The organism is Pseudonocardia sediminis (assembly GCF_004217185.1).
GTDB lineage: Bacteria > Actinomycetota > Actinomycetes > Mycobacteriales > Pseudonocardiaceae > Pseudonocardia > Pseudonocardia sediminis.
This window is the reverse complement of record NZ_SHKL01000001.1, coordinates 1,814,663-1,837,633: the sequence shown is the minus strand read 5'-3', so window position 1 is coordinate 1,837,633 and position 22,971 is coordinate 1,814,663. Positions and strand designations below refer to the sequence as shown.

21 protein-coding genes and 1 tRNA gene are annotated in these 22,971 nt (G+C 71.7%); 11 read left to right on the top strand and 11 right to left on the bottom strand.

From position 1 onward, the window contains the following. Positions 1 to 7: 7 nt before the first annotated feature. The 6 genes from EV383_RS08740 to EV383_RS08710 all read right to left on the bottom strand — a co-directional run bounded on the left by EV383_RS08740 (position 8) and on the right by EV383_RS08710 (position 7,884). The gene (locus EV383_RS08740) at positions 8 to 1,507 is read right to left on the bottom strand and encodes an AAA family ATPase (RefSeq protein WP_130289448.1); all 1,500 of its coding nucleotides are present in this window, start codon (positions 1,505 to 1,507) and stop codon (positions 8 to 10) included. Positions 1,508 to 1,510: 3 nt separating this feature from the next. Beyond that, positions 1,511 to 4,132 (bottom strand): hypothetical protein, encoded by a 2,622-nt coding sequence (locus EV383_RS08735; protein ID WP_207223468.1) that lies wholly within the window; start codon positions 4,130 to 4,132, stop codon positions 1,511 to 1,513. An 875-nt stretch (positions 4,133 to 5,007) separates the two neighbouring features. Further along, positions 5,008 to 6,699, bottom strand: a complete 1,692-nt coding sequence (locus tag EV383_RS08730) for a hypothetical protein (protein WP_165438282.1) — start codon at positions 6,697 to 6,699, stop codon at positions 5,008 to 5,010. A 90-nt stretch (positions 6,700 to 6,789) separates the two neighbouring features. Further along, positions 6,790 to 6,861 (bottom strand) — tRNA-Val (locus EV383_RS08720). A 47-nt stretch (positions 6,862 to 6,908) separates the two neighbouring features. Further along, a complete protein-coding gene (locus EV383_RS08715; protein ID WP_130289445.1) occupies positions 6,909 to 7,367 on the bottom strand; it encodes a peroxiredoxin in 459 nt (152 codons plus the stop codon). A 79-nt stretch (positions 7,368 to 7,446) separates the two neighbouring features. Continuing rightward, complete coding sequence (locus tag EV383_RS08710) at positions 7,447 to 7,884, bottom strand: DUF3052 domain-containing protein (protein ID WP_130289444.1); 438 nt, start codon at positions 7,882 to 7,884, stop codon at positions 7,447 to 7,449. 405 nt (positions 7,885 to 8,289) lie between these two features. Here EV383_RS08710 and aceE point away from each other — a divergent pair, with 405 nt between their 5' ends. From aceE to EV383_RS08675, 7 genes are all read left to right on the top strand, one after another. Then, a complete protein-coding gene (aceE, locus tag EV383_RS08705) occupies positions 8,290 to 11,061 on the top strand; it encodes a pyruvate dehydrogenase (acetyl-transferring), homodimeric type (RefSeq protein WP_242622974.1) in 2,772 nt (923 codons plus the stop codon). Between the two features lie 277 nt (positions 11,062 to 11,338). Then, positions 11,339 to 11,545: a cold-shock protein gene (locus EV383_RS08700; protein ID WP_130289442.1), complete on the top strand. Its 207-nt coding sequence runs from the start codon at positions 11,339 to 11,341 to the stop codon at positions 11,543 to 11,545. A gap of 111 nt (positions 11,546 to 11,656) precedes the next feature. Continuing rightward, positions 11,657 to 12,988, top strand: coding sequence for a helix-turn-helix domain-containing protein (locus tag EV383_RS08695; protein ID WP_242622973.1), 1,332 nt, complete (start codon positions 11,657 to 11,659; stop codon positions 12,986 to 12,988). A 145-nt stretch (positions 12,989 to 13,133) separates the two neighbouring features. Continuing rightward, the gene (locus EV383_RS08690) at positions 13,134 to 14,066 is read left to right on the top strand and encodes an ACP S-malonyltransferase (protein ID WP_130289440.1); all 933 of its coding nucleotides are present in this window, start codon (positions 13,134 to 13,136) and stop codon (positions 14,064 to 14,066) included. After that, positions 14,063 to 15,052 (top strand): beta-ketoacyl-ACP synthase III, encoded by a 990-nt coding sequence (locus EV383_RS08685; protein WP_130289439.1) that lies wholly within the window; start codon positions 14,063 to 14,065, stop codon positions 15,050 to 15,052. Before EV383_RS08690 ends, EV383_RS08685 begins: the two co-directional genes overlap by 4 nt. Before the next feature lie 60 nt (positions 15,053 to 15,112). Then, entirely contained in the window at positions 15,113 to 15,355 is a 243-nt protein-coding gene (locus EV383_RS08680; protein WP_130289438.1) for an acyl carrier protein, read from the top strand. Positions 15,356 to 15,422: 67 nt separating this feature from the next. Next, positions 15,423 to 16,676, top strand: a complete 1,254-nt coding sequence (locus tag EV383_RS08675; protein ID WP_130289437.1) for a beta-ketoacyl-[acyl-carrier-protein] synthase family protein — start codon at positions 15,423 to 15,425, stop codon at positions 16,674 to 16,676. Positions 16,677 to 16,741: 65 nt separating this feature from the next. Here the strand turns inward: EV383_RS08675 and EV383_RS08670 are convergent, their stop codons facing one another. The 3 genes from EV383_RS08670 to EV383_RS08660 all read right to left on the bottom strand — a co-directional run bounded on the left by EV383_RS08670 (position 16,742) and on the right by EV383_RS08660 (position 19,136). Continuing rightward, positions 16,742 to 17,272: a hypothetical protein gene (locus EV383_RS08670; RefSeq protein WP_130289436.1), complete on the bottom strand. Its 531-nt coding sequence runs from the start codon at positions 17,270 to 17,272 to the stop codon at positions 16,742 to 16,744. Between the two features lie 91 nt (positions 17,273 to 17,363). Next, entirely contained in the window at positions 17,364 to 17,852 is a 489-nt protein-coding gene (locus tag EV383_RS08665) for a DUF3145 domain-containing protein (protein ID WP_165438281.1), read from the bottom strand. 228 nt (positions 17,853 to 18,080) lie between these two features. Continuing rightward, a complete protein-coding gene (locus tag EV383_RS08660; RefSeq protein ID WP_130289435.1) occupies positions 18,081 to 19,136 on the bottom strand; it encodes an MBL fold metallo-hydrolase in 1,056 nt (351 codons plus the stop codon). A gap of 68 nt (positions 19,137 to 19,204) precedes the next feature. Here EV383_RS08660 and EV383_RS08655 point away from each other — a divergent pair, with 68 nt between their 5' ends. Further along, on the top strand, positions 19,205 to 19,756 hold the full coding sequence (locus tag EV383_RS08655) for a hypothetical protein (RefSeq protein ID WP_130289434.1): 552 nt from the start codon (positions 19,205 to 19,207) through the stop codon (positions 19,754 to 19,756). Here EV383_RS08655 and EV383_RS08650 read toward each other — a convergent pair. Continuing rightward, on the bottom strand, positions 19,746 to 20,423 hold the full coding sequence (locus EV383_RS08650; RefSeq protein ID WP_130289433.1) for a transglutaminase-like domain-containing protein: 678 nt from the start codon (positions 20,421 to 20,423) through the stop codon (positions 19,746 to 19,748). The two genes, EV383_RS08655 and EV383_RS08650, sit on opposite strands and share 11 nt — an antisense overlap. A gap of 167 nt (positions 20,424 to 20,590) precedes the next feature. On the opposite strand from EV383_RS08650, the gene EV383_RS08645 reads away from it, so the two are divergent. From EV383_RS08645 to EV383_RS08635, 3 genes are all read left to right on the top strand, one after another. Continuing rightward, positions 20,591 to 20,803, top strand: a complete 213-nt coding sequence (locus tag EV383_RS08645; protein WP_130289432.1) for a helix-turn-helix domain-containing protein — start codon at positions 20,591 to 20,593, stop codon at positions 20,801 to 20,803. Between the two features lie 7 nt (positions 20,804 to 20,810). Next, positions 20,811 to 21,584 carry a methyltransferase domain-containing protein gene (locus EV383_RS08640; protein ID WP_130289431.1) on the top strand — a complete coding sequence of 258 codons (774 nt, stop codon included), beginning with the start codon at positions 20,811 to 20,813 and terminating at the stop codon, positions 21,582 to 21,584. A 121-nt stretch (positions 21,585 to 21,705) separates the two neighbouring features. Beyond that, positions 21,706 to 21,945: a hypothetical protein gene (locus EV383_RS08635; protein ID WP_130289430.1), complete on the top strand. Its 240-nt coding sequence runs from the start codon at positions 21,706 to 21,708 to the stop codon at positions 21,943 to 21,945. A gap of 3 nt (positions 21,946 to 21,948) precedes the next feature. Here the strand turns inward: EV383_RS08635 and EV383_RS08630 are convergent, their stop codons facing one another. Beyond that, entirely contained in the window at positions 21,949 to 22,950 is a 1,002-nt protein-coding gene (locus EV383_RS08630) for a pirin family protein (RefSeq protein ID WP_130289429.1), read from the bottom strand. Between the last annotated feature and the right edge of the window lie 21 nt (positions 22,951 to 22,971).

Below are 22,971 nucleotides of genomic sequence, written 5' to 3'. Positions count from 1 at the left end.
GCGCCCGCTATCCACCCTCAGGAGCGAGCTGGTACGTGGCTCGATTGAACGTCTTCAGAATCCGCTGGTGCGTTTGTCTCGGCAGGGAACGAGTCCCCGGCTCACCCAGCGGGGTACCCGGCTGCGCTGCGGCGTCGTCGAGGAGCTGGCTCAACCCCCTGCGCGCGACCATCAGCAGGCCATGAGTGGCTCGCGTGCAGGTGACGGCGAGGCGGCCGAAGGCGGAGTTGAAGTCGTCGAGCCTCTGGGCGCCGGAGAGGGGGTGGATCGCGATTGTGATCGCGTTCGTCTGGCCCTGCCAGGAGTCGACCGTGGACGCGTGTAGCACGCCCTCGGGAAGACCGAGACGCTCGGTGAGGGCGTCGACGATCGCCGCGGCGTCGTCGACCGCCTGGTTGCGGGTGGCGAGGATGACGATGAGCGGGTCGTCGCCGGGCTCTGCCGAGTCGACGAGCTTCTGCCCGGTCGGGTCGCCGTTGCTGTCGTAGTCGCGCGAGGAGATGGCGAAACCGCCGGTCAGTAGCGGCTCGAGAAGGCTGGCGACCTCGTCGAGGAGGGGCTGGTCGATGTCGGGTGCCTCGGCATCGGCGAGGCCATCGAACTCGACGAGCGTCGGTCTGCCCGTCGCGACCGACTCCCACACGGTGCAGGCTAAGCCGGACATGTCGGGCAGATCCACCGCCCGGTCGCCAGGAGCAGCGACGCAGTCGAGGGCGTCCCAGTCGCTGTAGAAGGCACGCCAGAGTGACAGTTGTGCCGCCGTCGGGCGCCACACCGCCGGTAGCTCCTCGACGTATGTGTGCTTGTCGTCCTCGTAGGCGGTCGGCCACGCGCGGTACGGGTTGTAGCCGGGGTCGCCCCGCCACGGGTTCTCTGCGGGATCGATCGGGGGGAGCTGGCCCACGTCCCCCACTCCGACAGAGAGCGGCGCGAGGTTCCGGACGGTGACATACCTGTGTAGTGGAAGCTGCCAAGCCTCGTCGACGAACAGGACGTCGAACGGCCTCGAGCCGTTGGCCGCCCTGCCCAGTCTGTCCCACTGGCGGTGGTACGCGGGAGCCCCGAGCTTGTGCGAGACGCCGAGGATCACGGTGGCGGTCGAGGGAATCTCGGCAATGGACGTCGCGATCGTGACGGCGTCGCGCACGTGAGCGGCGATGTTCGGTACGCGATCGGCCTTGACGAACAGGCACACCTGAGCGGCGCCGAGCTCCTTACCGAGGTCCTCGGCCAGCGGGTACACCTGCTTGTTGGCGAACGCTGTCACGGCGACACGGTGGCACGCAGCGTGCTTCAATGCCGTTGTCACCATTCGCACAAGCGCGTGCGACTTGCCAGCGCCCGCGGCGGCACGCAGCAAAATTCGCTCGTAGGTTGCGGAGCCGTCGAGAACCGTCTGCAGAACGGCGAGAGCTCGCGTCGTCGCGTCCCGGTTACCCTGAGCAGCGTCGCGGTGGTGCGAGCCCACGAGCGAGGCCTCAGCGGCAGGCGTGAAGCTGATGGTCATCTATCAGTCCAGGTTATCGAGAGTGAGCCCGTCGGGCGCGGCGGTGGCTGGAACAGACGGGGCGGGAACACCGCCGACATCGAAGCGTTCCTCGTCAACGAGCGGCGGCCACGTGTCGGGGTTCAGCTCGCCTCGCGACCGCCGGATGGCGAGCAGATCCGACCACTCCGCCTCGGCAACAGCATGCGGGCGGCAGCACCAACGGTGTTCTCCCGGGTCGGCGGCGAAGGAGTCCGGTCCGCAGCCGTCCTTTGGCGCGGCCTTCTTGTCCTGCGCCGGTCGCTTTACCTCGATCTCGTGACCAGAGCTGAAGGTCTTGCCGAACCAGGCGACGTCGGCGATGACGATCTCGTCGCCGACGGCCACCGACGGAGACACGCGTGAGTTCCACTCGAGTACCCCGGCCTCCGCCGTCTCCTCAAGGAGCCCGACCGCCATCTGACCGAACTTGAAGGATCCCTTCTGGATCTTGAGCGTCGTGCTCGCCTGCTCGACCAGGCTCTGTCCGTTGATGTGCAGGGCGACGACGCGGGATCCGGCCACGAGGCGGCGAGACTGAACCGTCAGCCGGAGAGGTTGGACCTCCATGACGATGGCCCGAGCCACCTCGCGCACGCCGGCATCGACCGCCCTGTCGTGCGCGACTCCGTAGTCGCTCAGGCAGGCGAGCTGGTCAGCGCATTTGCGGTCCGCGTCCAGCAGCTCCACCTGAGCGTTGCGCCAATGCTCGTAGGTCCGCGAGAACCGGACGAGATCGGATGCTTCGAGCGCGCGTCTCCGTCCCCACACCTCCTGCGCGTCGGTCTCGAGCGCGCGGTGCACGTCGCGCAACCGCGACGACGCCACTCGCTCAAGCGCCGCGATAGCCCTCTCGACGACGTCGATCCGGTAGCCAAGCGCAGCGTTGACAAGCCGCTCGTAACCCGTCGGGTCGTCGCGACGGGCACGGTGGAGTGCGTCAGACATCGCGTTCGACAGCCTCGCCCCCGGGGTCTCGTCCCGGCCTGCGATCTGGTCAACGATCTCGCGGTGTTCAACAGGATTCTGCGCCTCGGCCCAGGTGACGAGGTAGTCGAGTCGACCGGAGTCCATCGCCGGGCCGCCGGCGGTCACGTGAGCGGCGAGTACCTGCCGGAGGTCGACGATCGGCGTGCGGAGGGACATCGCCCGCGCCCTATCCTCCTCCAGCAGGAAGCTGACCGCCAGGCGCTCGTCGGGGTGGAGCGGCTCCGGGACAGAGGCGGGCTCACCGTCGAAGGTGAGCGCGGGACGTCCGAGCTCGAGATCGCGCTCCCATCGCAGTCGGCTTAGCTCCACCCCGGCAAGCGAGTCCGCGGCAGTCGCCAACAGGTCGGCGGTGGGGCGATCTGGCACGACCAGCTGGACCGTCGCGCTGCCGGCGCCGCGGATGGCGTCGCCGACGAGGCGCATCAAGGCGCGCCTGGTGAGCGGCGACTGGGGTTCGGCAAAGACCTGTCGGACCCACGGACCGCCCACTCGTTGCACTGCTACGCCGTGAACGCCGAGAGCTGCCGAGTCGGACTTGGCGAGCACAACGTTGACGGTTCCAGGCAGCCCGCACGCGTCCGTGCGGCGCCGCGAAGTCCACTGCGGCAGACCGGTCACCGTGGCGCGGACCTGGTCGGTGATCACCTTCGGCGCCTGGCCGGCCTCACCACCGTCGACGATCGGCGCGACGGCGGACCTGTAGTGCCGTTCGATACCGATCTCTGTTAGCAGGGCGATCGGATCAGAACTCGCGCGCAGCTCGGCACGGCAATAGACGAACAGGCTGCAGGTGACACAGCCGTGTGGGTCGTAGGCCGCCGTCCGATGCGCGACGAATTCCGCGAGCTCGTCGTCCGTGGGACGGCCGTCCCCGAGCTTGGCTCGGGCGGCGAGGCGCTCGTCGGCCCGGGCACGAACCTCGGCGCGGTGGTCATCGAGGTTCTCGACGACGGCCTCAGGCTGCAGGAACGCATTGCGCGGCACGGCGAGCGAGCCGTAGCGGTGAACCTTCATGCCGTCGGGGAGCTTCGACCACCAATTGGCGGACTCGGCCCCGAGGGCCACTTGCAGGAAGCCCTTCAGCATCCGCTTGTCGTCGATGCGCGAGCGGATGCGTTCGTAGTCCTTGGCATCACCCATGATGAGCCAGGAGCCTGGACTGCGGGGACAAACAATCGCGAAGTCCGGTTGCACCGGCGTGGCGCCTGGCTCGTCCTCGAGGTGGACGAACGGCACGGCAAGCCTCGTCAGCATCGTCGCCTGCCGGTTCGCCGCAGCCAGGTGCGCCGAGATGAGCGCGGCATGTGTGCCCACGACCGTGCCGCCGCAGTCGCGACGACCAACGGTCTCAGGGCGTGCCAGACCGAGCCTGCCGACGGTGCGGGTTAAGATTTCGGACACGAAGCGGTCGCCGTGAACAAGCGACTCGAACGTCACCGCCCTCATCCACCTCGCTTCCGGGATGGCCGCGCTGTTGTCGGGGAAGCCTAGGTGCTCCGCGGTGGCTCGACGGGTCTTGCCCGTGATGAACGGATCGGTGAATCTGAACCGCTCGCACCCCGCATGCGCCGACGCCGCAACAGCGCTCGTTCCTCCGCCGGACTGCAGTCCCCCCACGCTCACTCCCTCGTCGCTGCTCAATCCGTGCATCGCGCGGAGGCGTACCGGTCATTACGAACGCCGTAGCGCATCAGCAGAATTAGGTAAGCCGCTTGATCGAGCGATTGCTCTGCCTAACGGCCCAGCTCGTCTCACCACTGAGAGCAGCCATAACGGTCCGGTCCGTCCGGTGGTCTGCAGCGGAGCGCCGAGGAGCTCATCGTGTCGATGTAGATCGCTGCCTCCTCGGCGGGCTCGACCGGCGAGACTGTCGGGGGCCTGTCGCACACTCTGCTGACACGGAGCTGACCGAGCAGCAGCTGGTGGACGAGCTGGAGAACATCGCCGTCGCGACGACGGACGCGATGCTGGCCGAGGGCGGATTCGTCCCGCCCCCGACCACGCACATGTTCTGCAACGACCTCGGTTCTCAGTCGTACGCGGGCTACGTCCGCGCGCGGACGTTCTACCCGGGCGGTGACGCGCACACGGCCGTCGAGACCCTCGGCCTCGTCGCGTCGTTCGTGAGCGCATCGCGGCTGGGGCTGGTCTGGGAGCAGGCGGACCTACAGATCGCGTTGCAGAGCCCCGGCGAGCTGCAACCGACGGGGCTCGTCGTGGTCGATGCGCCGCGGGTCGGTGAGCACGTCGTGCGGTTGAACCCGGCCGAGCTGGTGCAGACCGGTACCCGCGCGGACGGCTGTCCGGTCGTGGAGGCGTCGTGGGGCCCGGCGCAGCGGATCCCGGGCGGCCGGCTGCCGGCGCCGGTGGCCGCGGCTCTGGCGCTGTGGCGGTCACTGCGGGCGTGGTCGGCTGTGGAGATCGCCGAGGCGTATCTCGACATGGAGGACGACGGCTTCCACATGGCGTGGCCGGTGCGTGACCGTTTAGGGTCAGCCCCAGCGGTCGTCGTAGTCGTCCTCGCCGTCCCCGGACTGGTCGGCGTACGGGTCCTCGCGGGCGTCGGCGTCGCGGGCCTCGGGGGTGTCGAGGCCGGCCTCGTAGACCTCCTGGGCCTGGATCTCGTCCAGGGCCCGGCGGGCGCGGGTGACCGCATCCTCGGACTCGCCGGTGGTCGGCACCCGCACGTCGTCCTCGTGCCGTTCTCGGGGCTCGGCTGCGGCGGTTTCGGGCAGGTCGGGGACCGCGGCCTCCAGGACCGGGCTGTCGTCGAGGGCCTCGTGCTCGTCGGTGGTGTGGTCGTCGAGGTCGTGTTCGGTGATCGGGCGGTGCTCGTCCTCGGCGCGCATGGCCTCGTCGCGGGCGGTGAGCCACTCGTCGGCGGTAACTCGCTCGTCGGGGGCGTCGCGGTCGCTGTTGCGGTGCGCGAGCGCGATCACCGCGCGGTCGTGCTTGTCCCGGTCGACCGCGGTGCGCAGGAGCCAGCGGCCGCGGGTGGCTTCGACCTCCTCCAGTTCGCCGGTGCGCCGGTCCAGCTCGGCGGCGAGCGCGGCGGCGCCGTCTGCGGCCTGGTGCAGCTCGGCGGCGCGGGCCGGGTCCGTGGCTGCGTCGGCTTCGGCGCGGTGCAAGACGGCGGCGCTACGGTGGTGTTCGGCAGCCTGGCGGGTTCCGGCGGTTTCGGTGGCGACGTAGCGGGGTGCCCATGCTTGCTGGCGCTCGTAGGCGCGCACTCGCATCCGCAGCGCGCCGTCGGACAGCCCGAGCTCTTCCCGGTCCGCGCGAGGCCGACCCAACGCCTCCCATCCCGCGCAGTAGACGGCGTGGTGCTCGACCATCCCCGGCTTCGGTGCGGCACCGAGGACGTCGAGGGCCTCAGCGGGGCCGGTGTCGGCGTCGTCGGCGTCCTCGCGGCCGGTCAACGCGCGGCAGGCGGCGACGGCACCGACCTTGCGTTCCCACTCGGCGCAGGCCTCGGCGTCGTCCCGGTCGGGGACCTGTCCGAGGAGGTCGACGGCCCATCGCGGCGGCTCGGCCGCGGTCGCCGCGCCCAGGTCAGCGGTGCGCTGGTCCAGGTGCTCGGCGAGCCGGTCAAGGTAGCGGCCCATATGCGGGTCATCGAGTGCCGGGACCCGGTCGGCCCACGTGCCGACCTGCGGCTCGAACCGCTGCCGGTCGCGCAGCCGGGCATGGATGACGTTGGTCAGGTTCCGCGCCCCCGTCAACGGCTGCCCGGCGATCGTCCGATGGTCGACCCCGCGGCCGGACCGGTCACGGTGATCGCGGCAGCGGCGCAGCTCGGCGTACAGCGAGTCAAGCGCCTCGGCGCCGACGGCGCCGGCCTTCGTCCGGCCGAGGAACGGACGGACGTGCAGCTCCAGGTACCGGGTGTACGCCCGGTGCGTGGTCGCTCCGACGTCGAGAGTCTCCAGGTACCGGTCGAGCAACTGGTCCAGCGTCGCGCTCGTGCGCGGACTGCGCTGCTCGTCAACGGCGTTGAGGAGTCGCGTCCGCGCGGCCTCGGCGCGGGCTTCCTGGCGCGGGCCGGGCTCGATCACCTCGACGAGGGTGTTCCGCTTCCCCGACACCGGGTCCTGCCCGCCGTACACGCGGACGCGCAGGGCACCGCTCGGCAGCCTGTCGATCGTCCCGCGCTGCCTCCGGCGACCGGCCTTCGCCCGTGTCATGGGCTGAGGATACGAGCCCTTCGTGTCACGAAACGTGTCACGCGGGCTGACAAGTGATCTTGCAGAGGCTAGAGCCCCTGGTCAGGAGTGTGGGCGCGGCAGGGTTCGAACCTGCGACCGCTCGGGTGTAAACCGAGTGCTCTCCCGCTGAGCTACGCGCCCGTCGCCGACCGGATCATGCTGACCCGACCGGCGTCGTCGGAGGGTTTCTACAGGGCCGCCAGGGCCTTGCGCCAGCCGTCCTGGTCCCGGGCCTCCCCCGGTCCGTTCACCTCGGCGAACGACACGACGCCGTCCGTACCGATGAGGAACGTCCCGCGCAGGGCGAACCCGGCGTCGGCGTTGAACACGCCGTAGGACTCGGCGACGGCACCGTGCGGCCAGAAGTCCGACAGCAGCGGGAACTCGTAGCCCCGCGCCTCGGCCCAGGCCTTGAGGGTGAACGGGTGGTCCACCGAGACCGGCAGGACCTGGACGTCGTCGTTCTGGAACGTCGCGAGGTCGTCGCGGATCTCGTTCAACTCGCCGGTGCAGACGCCGGAGAAGGCGAACGGGTAGAACACCACCAGTACGGCCTTCTTGCCGCGGAACGACGACAGCCCCACCGGCTGCTTGTTCTGGTCCACGAGCGTGAAGTCGGGGGCCTGGGTCCCCACCTCGGGTGCCACGTCGGCGGTCTCCTCACGGGTCGGCGCGCGGCCCGGGTGTCCGGGCCGCGATCTCACCCCGCAGGGTAGAACACGGACCTCAGCGCTTCTGGCCCTTGCCCGCCTTCGGTGCGACGAGACGGGCGCCGGCCCAGTCGTCCCCGACGCTGGCGTTCGACGTCTGGGACAGGCCCGCCGTCGGTGCCGCCTCGGCGATCTCGGACGGCTCGAGGTGCCCGTCACGACCGGTCTTGGGGGTCAGCACCCAGACGACGCCGTTGTCGGCGAGCGGTGTGCGCGCGTCGACCAGGGTGTCGACGAGGTCGCCGTCCCCTTCGCGGAACCACAGCAGGACGACGTCGATGACCTCCTGCGCGTCCTCGTCGAGGAGCTCCTCGCCGCTCCGCTCCTCGACGGCGGCGCGAACCTCGTCGTCGACGTCGGAGTCATAACCCAGTTCCTGGACGACCATGCCCGGCTCTACGCCGAGCTTGCCCGCGATGTCGGACGATGATCCGGCATCTTCCGCGGCCACCACTCGTTCCCCTCTCACACAACCATCGATTCGCCGTCCGGCAGACAGCGCTCGCGCGGCCCGGCCGGATCGGATGCGGAATCCGAACACGGAGGGCGGACCGCGCGCAACACCCTGCCCGACACTCGGGGCCACCATATCCGGAAGGTCATGTCCGGGGCAGCTCACGCGCCCGCCCGGCGGAACACTTCAGTTACGCACGGGTAGTACATAAGGTCCGCAGACCGAGACGCAACCCACCTGCCGCTCTCCGCGCTTGAGTTTCGAGCGCGCTCCGGAACAGGCACGATGGGGCCGGGACCCCGGAGTCACCGACCGCCACCACCGTGGCCGGTCGGGCGGCGGCCGGGGCAGCAGACCCAGCACGGCCGGCAGACCCGGCCACCACGAGTTAGGCAGGGAGAACCCTTGACCGCGCAGAGCAGCCAGGCCGGCGACGAGCCACGCCGCGTGAACATCATCCGCGACGGACTCGCCGCACATCTGCCGGACATCGACCCGGACGAGACGAGCGAGTGGCTCGAGTCGTTCGACGCGGTCCTCGACAACGCCGGTCAGCAGCGGGCCCGGTACCTGATGCTCACCATGCTCCAGCGCGCACGCGAGCGGCACGTCGGCGTCCCGTCGCTGACCAGCACCGACTACGTCAACACGATCCCCACCGACCGCGAGCCGTGGTTCCCCGGCGACGAGGAGGCCGAGCGCGCCTACCGCCGTTGGATCCGCTGGAACGCGGCGATGACCGTGCACCGCGCGCAGCGGCCGGGCATCGGCGTCGGCGGGCACATCTCGTCGTACGCGTCCTCGGCGACGCTCTACGAGGTCGGCTTCAACCACTTCTTCCGCGGCAAGGACCACCCCGGCGGCGGCGACCAGATCTACATCCAGGGCCACGCCTCCCCCGGCGTCTACGCCCGCGCCTACCTCGAGGGCCGCCTGAGTGAGGACCGTCTCGACGGCTTCCGCCAGGAGCTCTCGCACGGCGGCAAGGGCGCCGGTCTGCCGTCGTACCCGCACCCGCGCCTGATGCCGGACTTCTGGGAGTTCCCCACCGTCTCGATGGGCCTCGGCCCGATGAACGCGATCATGCAGGCGCGGTTCAATCGATACCTGGGCGACCGCGGCATCTCCAACACCGCCGACCAGCGTGTGTGGGCGTTCCTCGGCGACGGCGAGATGGACGAGCCGGAGTCGCGCGGCATGATCCACGTCGCGGCCACCGAGGGCCTGGACAACCTGACGTTCGTCGTCAACTGCAACCTCCAGCGCCTCGACGGGCCGGTGCGCGGCAACGGCAAGATCGTCCAGGAGCTGGAGTCGTTCTTCCGCGGCGCGGGCTGGAACGTGATCAAGGTCGTGTGGGGCCGGGAGTGGGACACGCTCCTGCACGCCGACCGCGACGGCGCCCTGATCAACCTGATGAACACCACGCCGGACGGCGACTTCCAGACCTACAAGGCCAACGACGGCGCCTACGTGCGCGACCACTTCTTCGGCCGCGACCCGCGGACCAAGGCCATGGTCGACCCGATGTCGGACGCCGAGATCTGGAACCTCAAGCGCGGCGGGCACGACTACCGCAAGGTGCACGCGGCCTACGCGGCGGCGACGGCGCACCACGGCCAGCCGACCGTCATCCTGGCCAAGACGATCAAGGGCTACGGCCTGGGCTCGCACTTCGCCGGCCGCAACGCCACGCACCAGATGAAGAAGCTCTCGCTCGACGACCTCAAGCAGTTCCGCGACGAGCAGCGCATCCCGATCACCGACGCGGCGCTGGAGAAGGACCCGTACCTGCCGCCGTACTACCACCCCGGTGAGGACTCCTCGGAGATCCAGTACCTCAAGGAGCGCCGTCGCGCCCTGGGCGGCCCGCTGCCCGCGCGCCGCACCAAGTCCAAGTCGCTGGTGCTGCCCGGGGACAAGGTCTACGACTTCATCAAGAAGGGCTCGGGCAAGCAGGAGGTCGCCACCACGATGGCGTTCGTCCGGCTGCTCCGGGAGCTGATCAAGGACAAGGAGATCGGCGGCCGGTTCGTGCCGATCATCCCGGACGAGGCGCGCACGTTCGGGATGGACTCCATGTTCCCGACGCAGAAGATCTACAACCCGCACGGGCAGCAGTACACCTCCGTCGACGCGGAGCTGATGCTGGCCTACAAGGAGTCCGAGCAGGGCCAGATCCTGCACGAGGGGATCAACGAGGCCGGCTCGGTCGGGTCCTTCACGGCCGCCGGGACGTCCTACGCCACGCACGACGAGCCGATGATCCCGGTCTACGTCTTCTACTCGATGTTCGGGTTCCAGCGCACCGGCGACTCGATCTGGGCCGCCGCCGACCAGATGGCCCGCGGGTTCCTCGTCGGCGCCACCGCGGGGCGGACCACGCTGACCGGTGAGGGCCTGCAGCACAACGACGGCCACTCGCTGCTGCTGGCCAGCACGAACACCGCGGTCATGGCCTACGACCCGGCGTTCTCCTTCGAGATCGCGCACATCGTCAAGGACGGCCTGCGCCGCATGGTGGGCGACGAGCCGGAGAACGTCATGTACTACCTGACGGTCTACAACGAGCCCTACGTCCAGCCCGCCGAGCCCGAGGGCGTCGACACCGAGGGCATCCTGCGCGGCATCTACCGCTACGCCGAGTCCCCGAAGACCGACGGCCCGCAGGTGCGACTGCTCGCCTCCGGCGTCTCGGTGCCGTGGGCGCTGACCGCGCAGAAGATGCTGGCCGACGAGTGGGACGTCGGGGCCGAGGTCTGGTCGGTGACGTCGTGGGGCGAGCTGCGCCGCGACGGCGTCGAGGCCGAGCACCAGAACCTGCTCCACCCCGGTGACGACCCGGTCGTGCCCTACGTCAGCCAGGCGCTGGCCGGCTCCGAGGCCCCCGTGGTCGCGGTGTCGGACTGGATGCGCGCGGTGCCCGACCAGATCCGGCAGTGGGTGCCGTCGTCGTTCAGCTCGCTGGGCACCGACGGGTTCGGCCTGTCCGACACCCGCCCCGCGGTCCGGCGCCACTTCGCCGTCGACGCCGAGTCGATCACGGTCGCGGCACTGGCGGCACTGGGCAAGCAGGGCACGGTCCCGGCCAAGCTCGCCGCCGAGGCGGCCGCCGGTTACAAGATCGACGACCCGCGGGCCGCCGGTCCGCAGACGAGCGACTCGGGCGTCGCCTGAGAGGAGCGCAGGCGGAACGAACCGTCTGCGCTGACCGTTCGAGCTCTACCATCGCGGCCCGCCGGCACGTCCGGCGGGCCGCGTTCTTTATCCCGGGATCACCGAATCCGCACGTCGAACACTCTTATCGAGCGACGCAGATCACGCTAGGCTCCTTTCGAGACCGGGGCACGTGATCACGTGAGCGGCCTCCCGACCAGGGCGCGGACCGTTGCGCCGGGCCGGTGCGAAGCCCGCGGCGAGGTGCCGCGGATTGCAGGGCACGAGGAGAGCAAGAATGGCAGAGGGCACCGTCAAGTGGTTCAACAGCGAGAAGGGCTACGGCTTCCTCGCTCCCGACGGTGGTGGCGCGGACGTGTTCGTGCACTACTCGGCGATCCAGGTCAACGGCTACAAGACCCTCGACGAAGGCCAGCGCGTGACCTTCGACGTCGAGCAGGGCCAGAAGGGTCCGCAGGCCAGCAAGGTCGAACCGCTCGTCTAGTTCGTCCCGTTCACCGCGCGGGGAGGCCTTGCGCCGCAACCGCGCCTCGCCGGGGGTCCCGGGGTTCGTCCCCACTCCCCCGGAGCCTCGCGGCGTGACATGCTGCCGCACGTGGCCACCGAACTGCCGGTCGCGGCAACGACGCTGCGCCGCCTCGAACTGGCGGCGGGCGGACTCGCCGCGACGTGCATGGCCGCGATGGAGCAACGTCAGCCCTGGTTCGCGCGTCTGACCGCGGACCAGCGCGCCGCCGTCGCCCTGGTCACGCAGACCGGGGTGAGCAACTTCGTGGCGTGGCTCGCCGAGCCCGGCGCGACCATCCGGCTCACCGCCGAGGCCTTCCGGATCGCCCCGCGCGACCTGACGCGTCGGATCAGCCTGCGCCAGACCGTCGAGCTGGTACGGATCGCGGCCGACGTGTTCGAGCAGCACCTGCCGCCGCTGGCCGCCGACGACCGGGAGCGGCGCGTGCTCACCGAGTCCGTGCTGCGCTTCGGGCGGGAGATAGCGTTCGCCGCGGCCACCGTCTACGCCGGGGCCGCGGAGTCCCGCGGGGCGTGGGACGCCCGCCTCGAGGCCCTCGTGGTCGACGGCGTGGTGCGCGGCGACACCGACGGCGCGCTCGTCTCGCGCGCCTCGGCCCTGGGCTGGGATCCCGAGGCCCCGGTCCGCTGCCTGGTCGGCAGCCCGCCGCTCGCCGGTCCGGCCCCGTCGAGCCCGGCCGAGTCCCCCGAGCTCCTCGCCGACCTGCGTCGGCACGCCGCCCGTCTCGGGCACGAGATCCTGGTCGGCGTGCAGGGTCGACGCCTGGTCGTCCTGCTGCACGAGTCCGGCCCGGACCGGGGCACCGACCGGGGCGGCACCGACCCGGCCATGGTGCTGGAACGGATCGCCGGCGAGTTCGGGCCGGGCCCGGTCGTCACCGGCCCGTCGAGCCCGGACCTGGCCCGCACCGGGACCGCCGTCGCCGAGGCCCTCGCCGGGCTGCGGGCCGCCCCCGGATGGCCCGACGCCCCACGCCCCGTCCACAGCGACGACCTGCTGCCCGAACGCGCCCTCTGCGGCGACGCCGCGGCCCGGGCGCGGCTCGCGACCGACGTCGTCGGCCCGCTGCGGGCGGCCGGGGGCGAGCTGCTGCACACGCTGTCGGTGTACCTCGAGGGCGGCGGCGCGCTGGAGGCGTGCGCACGGACGCTGTTCGTGCACCCGAACACGGTCCGGTACCGCCTCAAACGGGTCGCCGAGGTCACCGGACGGGTGCCGTCGGACCCGCGGCAGGCGTTCGTGCTGCGGACCGCCCTCGTCGTCGAGCGCACGATGGACACCGTGCCGGTCGCGGCGGGCGAGGACCCGCCTGCCAGAGTTCCCGGCGCCGGTCGCGACACGCCCGGATCCCCGGTCACGGAGAGGTCGCGTCCCGATCCCGAGGCGGCGAGGATTTGATGAACCCTACAAAGATGCGGTCAGGTGGTCCGGTGATGTCAGCTCCATCACAGTGCTCCACTTGGAGGTTTCCTCCAACTTCCGGGCCGGGAGTTCGTGGACGCCGGTATGCCGCCACGATGCCCGAGGGGTGTGTGATGTCCCGGTGATCGCCCTGCTCGCACCCGGCCAGGGGGCGCAGACCCCCGGCATGCTCTCCCCCTGGCTCACCGACCCGGACGCCGAGAAGACCGTCGCCGGCTGGTCCGACGCCGTCGGGCTGGACCTCGTCCGGCTGGGCACCACCGCCGAGGCCGAGGAGATCACCGACACCGCGGTCACCCAGCCGCTGATCGTCGCGCTCGGGCTGCTGGCCGCGCGCCGCCTGCTGGCCCAGGTCGACCTCCCCGACGACGTCGTCGTGGCCGGGCACTCGATCGGCGAGCTCACCGCCTGCGCGATCGCCGGCGTCCTGACCGACGACGACGCCGTCGCCCTGGCCGGTGTCCGCGGCCGCGAGATGGCCGCCGCCTGCGCCGCCGAGCCGACGTCGATGGCCGCCGTGCTCGGGGGCGCCGAGGAGACCGTCCTGGCGCGGCTGTCCGAGCTGGGCCTGGACCCGGCCAACCGCAACGGCGCCGGGCAGATCGTCGCCGCCGGTGCCACCCCGGCCATCGAGGAGCTCGTCGCGACCCCGCCCGAGGGCGCGCGGGTCAAGCAGCTGCCGGTCGCCGGGGCGTTCCACACCCGCTACATGGCCTCCGCGGGCGAGGCGATGGCCGCCCACGCGACATCGGTCACCGTCACCGACCCGACCCGCACGCTGCTCTCGAACGCCGACGGCGAGCCCGTCACCAGCGGCGCGCAGGCCCTGGAGCGCCTGGTGGCGCAGGTGACCCGCCCCGTCCGCTGGGACTCCTGCATGGCCACGCTCGGACGCGACGGCCTGTCGGCCGCTCTCGAGCTCCCGCCCGGCGCGACGCTCGTCGGCCTGGTCAAGCGTGAGCTCAAGGGCACCCCGACGCTGGCCGTCAAGACGCCCGAGCAGCTGGAGAAAGCCGCCGAGCTGGTCGCCGAGCACCGGGGCGGCGACCGGTGAGCGCCGGACTGCAGCTGCCCCCGACCGCGCCCGGAGCCCGCCTGCTGGGCACCGGGAGCTTCCGGCCCGAGCGGGTCGTGACCAACGAGGATCTGGCGAAGCGGGTGGACACCGACGACGCGTGGATCCGCTCCCGCGTCGGGATCGCCGAGCGCCGCGTCGCCGACGCCGACACGTCGCTGCCGGACATGGCCGTGGCCGCGGGCAGGGCCGCGCTGACCGACGCCGGTCTCGATCCCTCCGATGTGGACGCCGTCATCGTCGCGACCTGCACGATGCCCAACCCGATCCCCAACGCCGCGGCGCAGGTCGCGGACCGCCTCGGCGCGGGCGGCGTGGCCGCGTTCGACGTGAACACCGCGTGCGCCGGGTTCTGCTACGGCCTCGGCGTCGCCAACGACATGATCCGCTCCGGCACCGCCCGGCACGTGCTGGTGATCGGCGCGGAGAAGCTGTCCGACTGGATCGACTGGGACGACCGCTCGACCTGCATCATCTTCGCCGACGCCGCCGGCGCGGCCGTCGTCGGCGCCGCGGCCGAGGACGAGGTCGGCATCGGGCCGGTCGCCTGGGGCAGCGCCGGGGACCACGCCACCACCATCCGGATCCTCGGCGAGTCCACCAACAAGCTGCACCAGGAGGGCCAGACGGTCTTCCGCTGGGCGACCGGCGAGATCGCCCCGGTCGCCCTGGACGCCATCGCCCGCGCCGGTCTCGAGCCCGCCGACATCGACGTCCTGATCCCGCACCAGGCGAACCTGCGCATCGTCGAGGCGATCGCCAAGCGCCTGCGGGCCAAGGGGGCCCGGGAGGACCTGGTCGTCGCCGACGACATCGTGACGACCGGCAACACCTCGTCGGCGTCCATCCCGGTTGCGCTGGATCACATGCGTGCCGCCGGACGGGTACGTTCCGGCGACACGATGTTGCTCGTAGGCTTCGGCGCGGGTCTGTCCTACGCGGGACAGGTCGTCGTCTGCCCGTAGCGACGCCGCACCATCTGTACGACCCATCGCAGTACCCGACAACGCTAGGAGCGCACCACCGTGGCTGACAACGCTGAGATCCTCTCCGGCCTGGCCGAGATCGTGGAGGAGGTCGCCGGCATCGACACCGCCGAGGTGACCTCCGAGAAGTCCTTCGTCGACGACCTCGACATCGACTCGCTGTCCATGGTCGAAATCGCCGTGCAGGCCGAGGACAAGTTCGGCGCCAAGATCCCGGACGACCAGCTCGCCGAGCTCAAGACCGTCGGCGACGCCGTCGACTTCATCTCCAAGCACCAGTGAGCCCGACCGGCTGCAGCACGGAGTCCGTGCTGAGCGCGGCTCCGCACGGCGCCGGGGAGGAGACATCATGAGCAACGGAGTCGTCGTCACCGGGTACGGGGCGACCACCCCGCTCGGCGGCGACGTGGCCTCCACCTGGGAGGGCATGCTCGCCGGCCGGTCCGGCGTCGGCCCGATCAAGGCCGAGTGGACCGAGAAGATCGACCTGCCGGTGCACATCGCGGCGCAGCTCGCCGTCGAGCCCACCGACGTGATCTCCCGGGTGCAGGCGCGCCGGATGGACCGCTGCGAGCAGGTGGCGATCGTCGCGGCGCGTGAGGCGTGGGCGCACGCCGGGCTCGGCGACGCCCCGAACGCCGAGGGCGGCAGCCCGCAGGTCGAGGGCGAACGTCTGGCGATCGTGATCGGCGCCGGGATCGGCGGGGCCCCGACGCTGCTCGCGCAGGACGACCTGCTCGAGGAGCACGGCCTGCGCAAGGTCTCCCCGCTGACCGTCCCGATGCTGATGCCGAACGGCCCGGCCGCCATGGTCAGCCTCGAGTGGGGCGCGCAGGGCGGGGTGCACTCCCCCGCGTCGGCGTGCGCGACCGGTGCCGAGGCCATGGTCTGGGCCTACCGGCTGCTGATGGCCGGCGAGGTCGACGTGATCCTGGCCGGCGGCGCGGAGTCCTGCATCGTGCCGATCACCGTGGCCGGCTTCGTGCAGGCCCGGACACTGTCGCAGCGCAACGACGACCCGGAGCGCGCCTCGCGGCCGTTCGACACCGGGCGCGACGGGTTCGTGCTCGGTGAGGGTGCGGGCGTCGTCGTGCTGGAGCGCGAGGAGTTCGCGAAGGCCCGCGGCGCGACGATCCGCGGCCGGCTCGCCGGCGTGGGGCTGACGTCGGACGCCTACCACATCACCGGGCCCGACCCGGAGGGCGTGGGACAGTCCCGGGCGATGAAGGCGGCCGTGAAGACGGCCGGTCTCGAGCCGTCCGACGTGGGGCACGTCAACTGCCACGCGACGTCGACGGTCGCCGGCGACGTCGGCGAGACGGTGGCGATCCGCAAGGCGCTGGGCGACCACCCGGTGCTGACCGCGCCCAAGTCCGCGCTCGGCCACTTGGTCGGCGGGGCCGGAGCGGTCGAGGGCATCGTCACGATGCTCTCGCTGTCCGAGGGCGTCATCCCGGCGACGCTGAACCTGGAGAACCTCGACCCGGGCGTGGAGCTCGACGTCGTGGCCGGGGAACCGCGTCGCACCGACGTCACCGCGGCGATCAACAACTCGTTCGGTTTCGGCGGGCACAACGCGTCGCTGCTGTTCACCAAGGTCTGACAGGCGCTGCGCGCTCGTGCGCGGATATCGCTGCCCCGGCAGTGGTATCCGCGCACAGCCGTTTTTCAGCAGGGGGCGCCGAGGGTGCTGGCCGCGTCGCCGACCTCCAGGCGCGGCGGGGAGCCTGCCATCGGCAGCGACGCCCGCCAGCAGATCCGGCCGACCTTCAGACCCGCCGGGCCGTCGGCGGGGTTCTGCACGCTGACGAACCGGACGAGCGCCAGCACGCGCCCCTGGTCCAGGTCGGTGATCCGGTCGACCCGGATCGTGCCGTCGGTGGTCGAGCCGATCCCGCGCAGCCAGTCCTCGCGGGGCTGCTGGGCCGCGCGCTCGTCGGTGACGACCTGGGTCCACGTCGGATAGTCGCGGTTGTTGATCGCGTTGAAGTAGAGCTGGATCTGCTCCAGCACGAGCGTGGCCGCGGGGTGCGTGGCGGCGTCGTCGCTGAGCTGGACGGTGTTGGACCCGGCACCGGAGTCCGGAAGGGACGGCGGTGCGGCGCCCGGAGAGGGGCCCTGCAGTGCCTGCCCCGAGGCGTAGAAGGCTGCGGCACCGACACCCGCGAGAACGAGGACCAGCGCCACGCAGAGTGCCACCGCTCGACGCCCACCTCTGCTCGCCACGGTGACAGTCTGCTATCCGCCCGCCCGCCCCGGGCCCCCGGGGTGATCGATCCCGCCGGTGCGCCTAACCCACCTGGTGCAGCCAGGTGACGGCCGCGCCGTCGCCGGCGAACCGGAAGGACTCCAGCTCGTCGTCCCAGGCGGTGCCCAGGAGCTGGTCGAGCCGCCGCGGCAGCTGCGCCCCGGAGCACTCGGCCATGATCGACCGGATCTGGTCCTCCGGCAGCACGACGTCACCGTTCGCGCTGGTCCGTCCACGCCACATCCCCAGGCCGGGGACGTGGGCGAACCGCTCGCCGTCCATCCCCGGGCTCGGGTCCTCGGTGACCTCGAAGCGCAGCATCGACCACGCGCGCAACGCGCCCGCGATCGCACCCCCGCTACCGGCGGGTCCGGACCACGAGCACTCGGCTCGCATCTGTCCGGACACGACGGGCTGAGGTGACCACTCCAAGGACACCCGTGCCCCGAGGACACCTGAGATCGCCCACTCGACGTGCGGACAGACCGCAGTCGGCGACGAGTGGACGAAAACCACCCCGCGTGTGCTCACTGCTACCTCCGCTGTACGTCGACGAGGATCGTCTTCCCCTACGTCCTCGAACGTGCTGCGTGGTGCGTGCGGCAGAGCGTGGTGTGGATCTGTGCGTGGCTGGGTCCGGCGTTCTCCTTCTCGGGGGTCGGATGACGTTGGCGCCACTGTGCCGTATCCGGGTGCTCCCCGGCCAGCCCGACACCCGCATTCCGGGCGTGTCGCGGCCGGTGTGTCCCGCTCCGGCTGCTAGGCCCGCCGGTAGATCGCGACGCCGTCCTCGTCGGACACCGCGAGAACCCCCCGCTCGACCAGCACGTCGAGGTGCGCGCTGGTCTCCATGACCGCGAGCATGGAGTTGAAGAGGTCCAGGTCGGAGAGGTGGTGCTCACGCCGGGTCCAGCGCAGGCGCCCGGCCACCTCGAAGCCGGTGCCGCACCCGGCGTCGATCGCGGCCAGGCTGGCGTCGAGCCGGGTCACGTGGTGGGCGAGCAGCTCGTCCACCCGTTCGTGTACCCGCCGTCCGAGGGGGCCGTGCGCCGGCAGCAGGCGCGCGTCCGGACGGCTGCGCAGCAGCTGCAGCGAGGTCAGGAAGTCGCCCAGGGGGTTGGCCACCGGGTTCGGCTGCAGGCCGATCGACGGCGTGATCCGGGGCAGGACGTGGTCGCCGGCGAACATCAGGTCCGACGCGTCGTCGGCGAAGACCAGGTGACCGCGGGTGTGGCCGGGGGTCTCGATCGCCTCCAGCCGGCGGATCCCCTCCCCCTCGCCGACCTCGAGGACGGCCCGGTCCTCGATCCACTCGTCCGGGAACTCCCACTGGGTGACGTCCGGGACCGGCCACGGGGTGTCGCGGACCTGGCGGGCCAGGTCGTGCGCGCCGGACCGGACCAGGCGCGGGGCGTCGGCGTCGCCCGGGCGGCGGGCCGCGTCGTGCATGACGTCGAGATTGGGCTCCTCACCGCGGCCGAGCAGCACCGGGGTCCCGTACTCGCGGCGCAGCACCGAGGCCATCGTGTAGTGGTCGCGGTGGGCGTGGGTGACGAGGAACCGGCGGACGTCGCCGAACCCGGAGCCCAGGGCCTTGAGCGCCGACTCGAGCAGGTCGCGCGCCTCGTCCAGGGCCCAGCCGGAGTCGATCAGGGTCCAGCCGTCGGTGTCGGCGACGGCGTAGACGTTCACCGCGCGCAGACCGTCCTGCGGCAGCGGCAGCGGGATCCGGTAGACGTCCGGGGCGGACCGGAACACCCCCGGGGCGGTCCAGTCGCCTGCCGGGTCGTCGTCGGTCACCGAGTGAGGGGTCACCACCGCACTGTAGTTCGCAACGCTTCGCAGTTTTCGCCCCCGTTCCCCCGGGCTGGTCTACTGGATCGATGCTCCCCTCCGCCGACCTGCTGGGCGTCCGCCCGCGCGCGGCGGAACGCGCCGCCGCCCTCCCCGGTGACGACCTCGTCCCGGACGCCGAGGTCGTCATGGACCGGGCGTTCTCCCTGCCCGCGACGCAGGCGTCGGTGTGGCCGTGGATCGTGCAGCTGGGCAAGGGCCGATCCGGCTGGTACCTCCCCCGCCGGGTGGAGACCGTCGTCCCGGCGCGGCGGCGCGGGATCCGCCGGATCGACCCGGAGCTGCAGCACCTGCGTCCCGGCGACGTGATCGCGGACTGGGGCGGGCCGGACGCGACGTTCGAGGTCGTCGTGCACGAGCCGCCGCACGTGCTGGTGCACCGGTCGGCCCGGGGCCGGATCCGGTTGAGCTGGGCGATCGTGGCGCGCGCCGAGGGCGCCGGGACCCGGATGCACCTGCGGCTGCGGATGGCCGGTATCCGGCGGCGGCGCCTGGCCGAGGTCGGTGGAGGCGTCGTCGACCTGCTGACGATCGCCGGGCTCGCGGCCGGGCTGCGGGAGCGCGTCACGCTCACCGGGTGAACGTGTCGGCTCCCCGGTCGTCGGCGGCGAACATGGCCTCGCCGTAGTGCTCACGGAACGTCGTGAGCAGCTCGTCGAGTGGCAGGTCGGTGTACTGGCCGCGGTCGTGGACGTACTCCATGTACTCGTCCCCGGCGCCGTCGTAGGGGTGCATCAGCGCGTCGGTGCGGCCGTCGAAGTCGATCGGGTCGACGCCGAAGCGGGCGCAGAGCTCGGCGTTGAACGCCGGGGTGGCCTTCACCCAGCGCCCGTCGAGGTGCAGGGCGGTGTAGCCGTGGAAGACGAACAGGTCGGCGCCGCCCATCCGGGCGCGCAGCCGTTCGGTGTTGAGGTGGTTGCGCACGTCGGCGAACCCGAGCCGGGCCGGGATGCCGGCGGCCCGCGCGGCCGCGGTGAGCAGCACGGCCTTCGGGACGCACCAGTTGTTGCCCTGCTCCGCGATCGCGCTCGCGCGGCAGGCGGCGGGCTCGGTGACCAGGCAGAACGGGTCGTACCAGATCTCGTCGCGCACGGCGGTGAACAGCGCGACGGCCCGCTCGACCGGGTCGTCGACCCCCTCGGTCACCCGTGCGGTGAACGCGCGCACCTCGGTGGAGTCGGAGTCCACGAACCCCGCGGGGGCCAGATCGGCCGGCTGCGGCGTGTCCGACGTCGTCGTCAGGCTCATCGATCGGAGACTACGCGACGCCCGTCGTCACGCTGGGTCGTCGCGCCACCACCCAGGGCAGGTGTCATCGGACGATGCCACCCGACCGGGGACGTGAACGCACCCGGAGGGTGTCGGCATCTGGGCTACCGTCTCGTCACGCAAAGTACGTGGGAGGGGTCGCGAGAATGGGTGCTGGAATACCGGAGCAGCGGGCCGGGCAGGACGCACCGTTCCTGACCGTGGCCGAGGTCGCGGAACGCATGCGGGTCTCGCGGATGACCGTGTACCGCCTGGTGCACAGTGGTGAGTTGCCGGCCGTCCGGTTCGGACGGTCGTTCCGGGTGCCACCGGAGGCGGTGTCCGAGCTGATCGAGTCGGCCCGGTACACCGGCGGGTAGCCGCGCGATGGCAGGCATGCTGCCGTTCGACGCGGCGAGTGCCCGGCGGGTGGCGCGGACGTACGCCACGCACGACGTCGTCACGCAGCGGGAGCGCACGCTCGCGCTGCTGGACGTGCGTCCCGGGGAGCACGTGCTCGACATCGGTACCGGTCCGGGTCAGCTGCTGGAGGCGATCGCCGCCGCGGCCGGCCCGGACGGGGTCGCGCACGGGATCGATCCGAGCCCGTCGATGGTGGAGATGGCCCGGGAGCGCTGTGGCGACCGGGCCCGGGTGGACGAGCGCGGGATCGACGGGCCGGGCTCGCTGCCCGACGGCCCGTTCGACGCCGTGGTCTCCACCCAGGTCCTGGAGTACGTCGCCGACGTCCCGGCGGCGCTGACCGAGATCGCCCGGGTCCTGCGCCCGGGCGGCCGGGTGCTGCTGCTCGACACGGACTGGGACTCGGTGGTCTGGAACGTGACCGACCGGGACCGGCACCGCCGCGTGCTGCGGGCGTGGGAGGCGCACCTGGCCGACCCGCGCCTGCGCTGCACGCTCGGACCCCGCCTGCGCTCCGCCGGGTTCACCGGCGTCACGGTCGACATGGTGTCGCTGCTCAACCCGGAGTTCGACACCGACACCTACAGCGCCGGCATGATCGAGATGATCACCGACTTCGTGGCCGGGCGCGAGGGTCTGACCGCCGACGACGCCCACGCCTGGCGCGCCGACGTCCGGGACCGGGACGACTATTTCTTCAGCCTCGACCGCTACTGCTTCCGCGCGGTGCTGCCGTAGCCCCGAGGGCGTGCACGAGAGCAGCTCCCGTCCGACCCGGGCGCGCGAGCGGAGCTCTCGTCCACCGCCGTCCGGCGATCGGGGGCAGCGCGGAGCGCGTGGGAGTTGGCACCATGCCGGGATGCCCGACGCACACGACGGTCTCGTGCCGGCCCTGGTCCGGGTCGGTCAGCAGAAGGGCCAGCTGCGCTGGTTCCGGGTCATCCCTCGCACCGGCGAGTGGGTCAACCACGCGCCGCGGGGGTGGCCGCGCGACGACTACGAGGTCGAGTGGGTGCTCCACTGGGCCTGGGACCCCGACGAGCCGGTCGACGAGCGTCCCGAGGTGACGGTCGAGATCTGCCTGGTCGAACCGGAGTAGAGCTCAGGACCGGCGGCGCTCGACGCGTCCGCGCGGGCGCAGGCGTCCGGCCGCGGGCAGCTCCGGGGACGGCAGCGGGTCGCCCTCGTAGCCGGGCACCGCACCGAAGCGCGGCGTGCCGGGTCCCGAGCCGGCGATCTCGTCCTGCCACTGCTCGCGGAACGACTCGATCTCCCGCGAGCTGCGGCCGATGAAGTTCCAGAACATGACGATCTTCTCGTCGAACGGCGCGCCGCCGATCAGCAGCAGGCGGTCGTGGTCGCTGCCCGCGCGCAGCCGCACCTCGTCGCGCCCGCAGCCCAGGTAGAGCAGCGCGCCCGGGTCCAGCTCACCGTCGGCGACGTCCGGGTGCCCGGACACGGTGAGCACCGCGTACTCCCAGTCCCGCTGCAGCGGGAGCAGCACGTCCGCGCCCCGGGAGACCGAGACGTCCACCCCGGCCAGCGGGCTGTGCGTACGGCCCGGGGAGACCGCACCGGCGAACTCGCCGAGCAGGACCGTCGCCGACAGGCCGCGGTCGGTGACGACCGGCAGGTCGGTGTGGTGCTCGAACCGGGGCTCGATGTCGCGCTCCGCCTCGGGAAGCGCCACCCACAGCTGGGCGCCCTGCAGGAGCGGGGAGTGCGGGTCCGGCGACTGCTCGGAGTGCGCGATCCCGTGCCCGGCCGTCATCAGCCCGAGCTCCCCGGCGCGCACGACCTGGTCGCTGCCGACCGAGTCGCGGTGGTGCACCTCGCCGTCGACGAGCCAGCTGACCGTCTGCAGGCCGGTGTGCGGGTGCGGGGCGACCTGCATGCCGGGCTCGTCGGCGATGTCGTCCGGGCCGTAGGTGTCGACGAAGCACCAGGCGCCGACCATCCGCCGTCCCAGACGGGGCAGCAGGCGCTGCACGTCGGTGTGCTCGCCGAGGCGCACCGTCGTCGCGTCGATGACCTCTCGGACCGGTCCGGCCTCGGGGTCTCCGGCACAGACCTGCACGGTGGGGTCGGACGCGACGTCGCTCACCTCGTCAGGTTAGGCCTTTCC

Bases quoted from the DNA above. Each gene is read 5' to 3' on its own strand.
- EV383_RS08650 (WP_130289433.1), bottom strand. From the start codon at position 20,423: ATGAGCCTGACGACGACGTCGGACACGCCGCAGCCGGCCGATCTGGCC.
- EV383_RS08655 (WP_130289434.1), top strand. From the start codon at position 19,205: ATGCTCCCCTCCGCCGACCTGCTGGGCGTCCGCCCGCGCGCGGCGGAA.
- EV383_RS08645 (WP_130289432.1), top strand. From the start codon at position 20,591: ATGGGTGCTGGAATACCGGAGCAGCGGGCCGGGCAGGACGCACCGTTC.
- EV383_RS08730 (WP_165438282.1), bottom strand. From the start codon at position 6,699: ATGACACGGGCGAAGGCCGGTCGCCGGAGGCAGCGCGGGACGATCGAC.
- EV383_RS08640 (WP_130289431.1), top strand. From the start codon at position 20,811: ATGGCAGGCATGCTGCCGTTCGACGCGGCGAGTGCCCGGCGGGTGGCG.
- EV383_RS08675 (WP_130289437.1), top strand. From the start codon at position 15,423: ATGAGCAACGGAGTCGTCGTCACCGGGTACGGGGCGACCACCCCGCTC.
- EV383_RS08700 (WP_130289442.1), top strand. From the start codon at position 11,339: ATGGCAGAGGGCACCGTCAAGTGGTTCAACAGCGAGAAGGGCTACGGC.
- EV383_RS08635 (WP_130289430.1), top strand. From the start codon at position 21,706: ATGCCCGACGCACACGACGGTCTCGTGCCGGCCCTGGTCCGGGTCGGT.
- EV383_RS08740 (WP_130289448.1), bottom strand. From the start codon at position 1,507: ATGACCATCAGCTTCACGCCTGCCGCTGAGGCCTCGCTCGTGGGCTCG.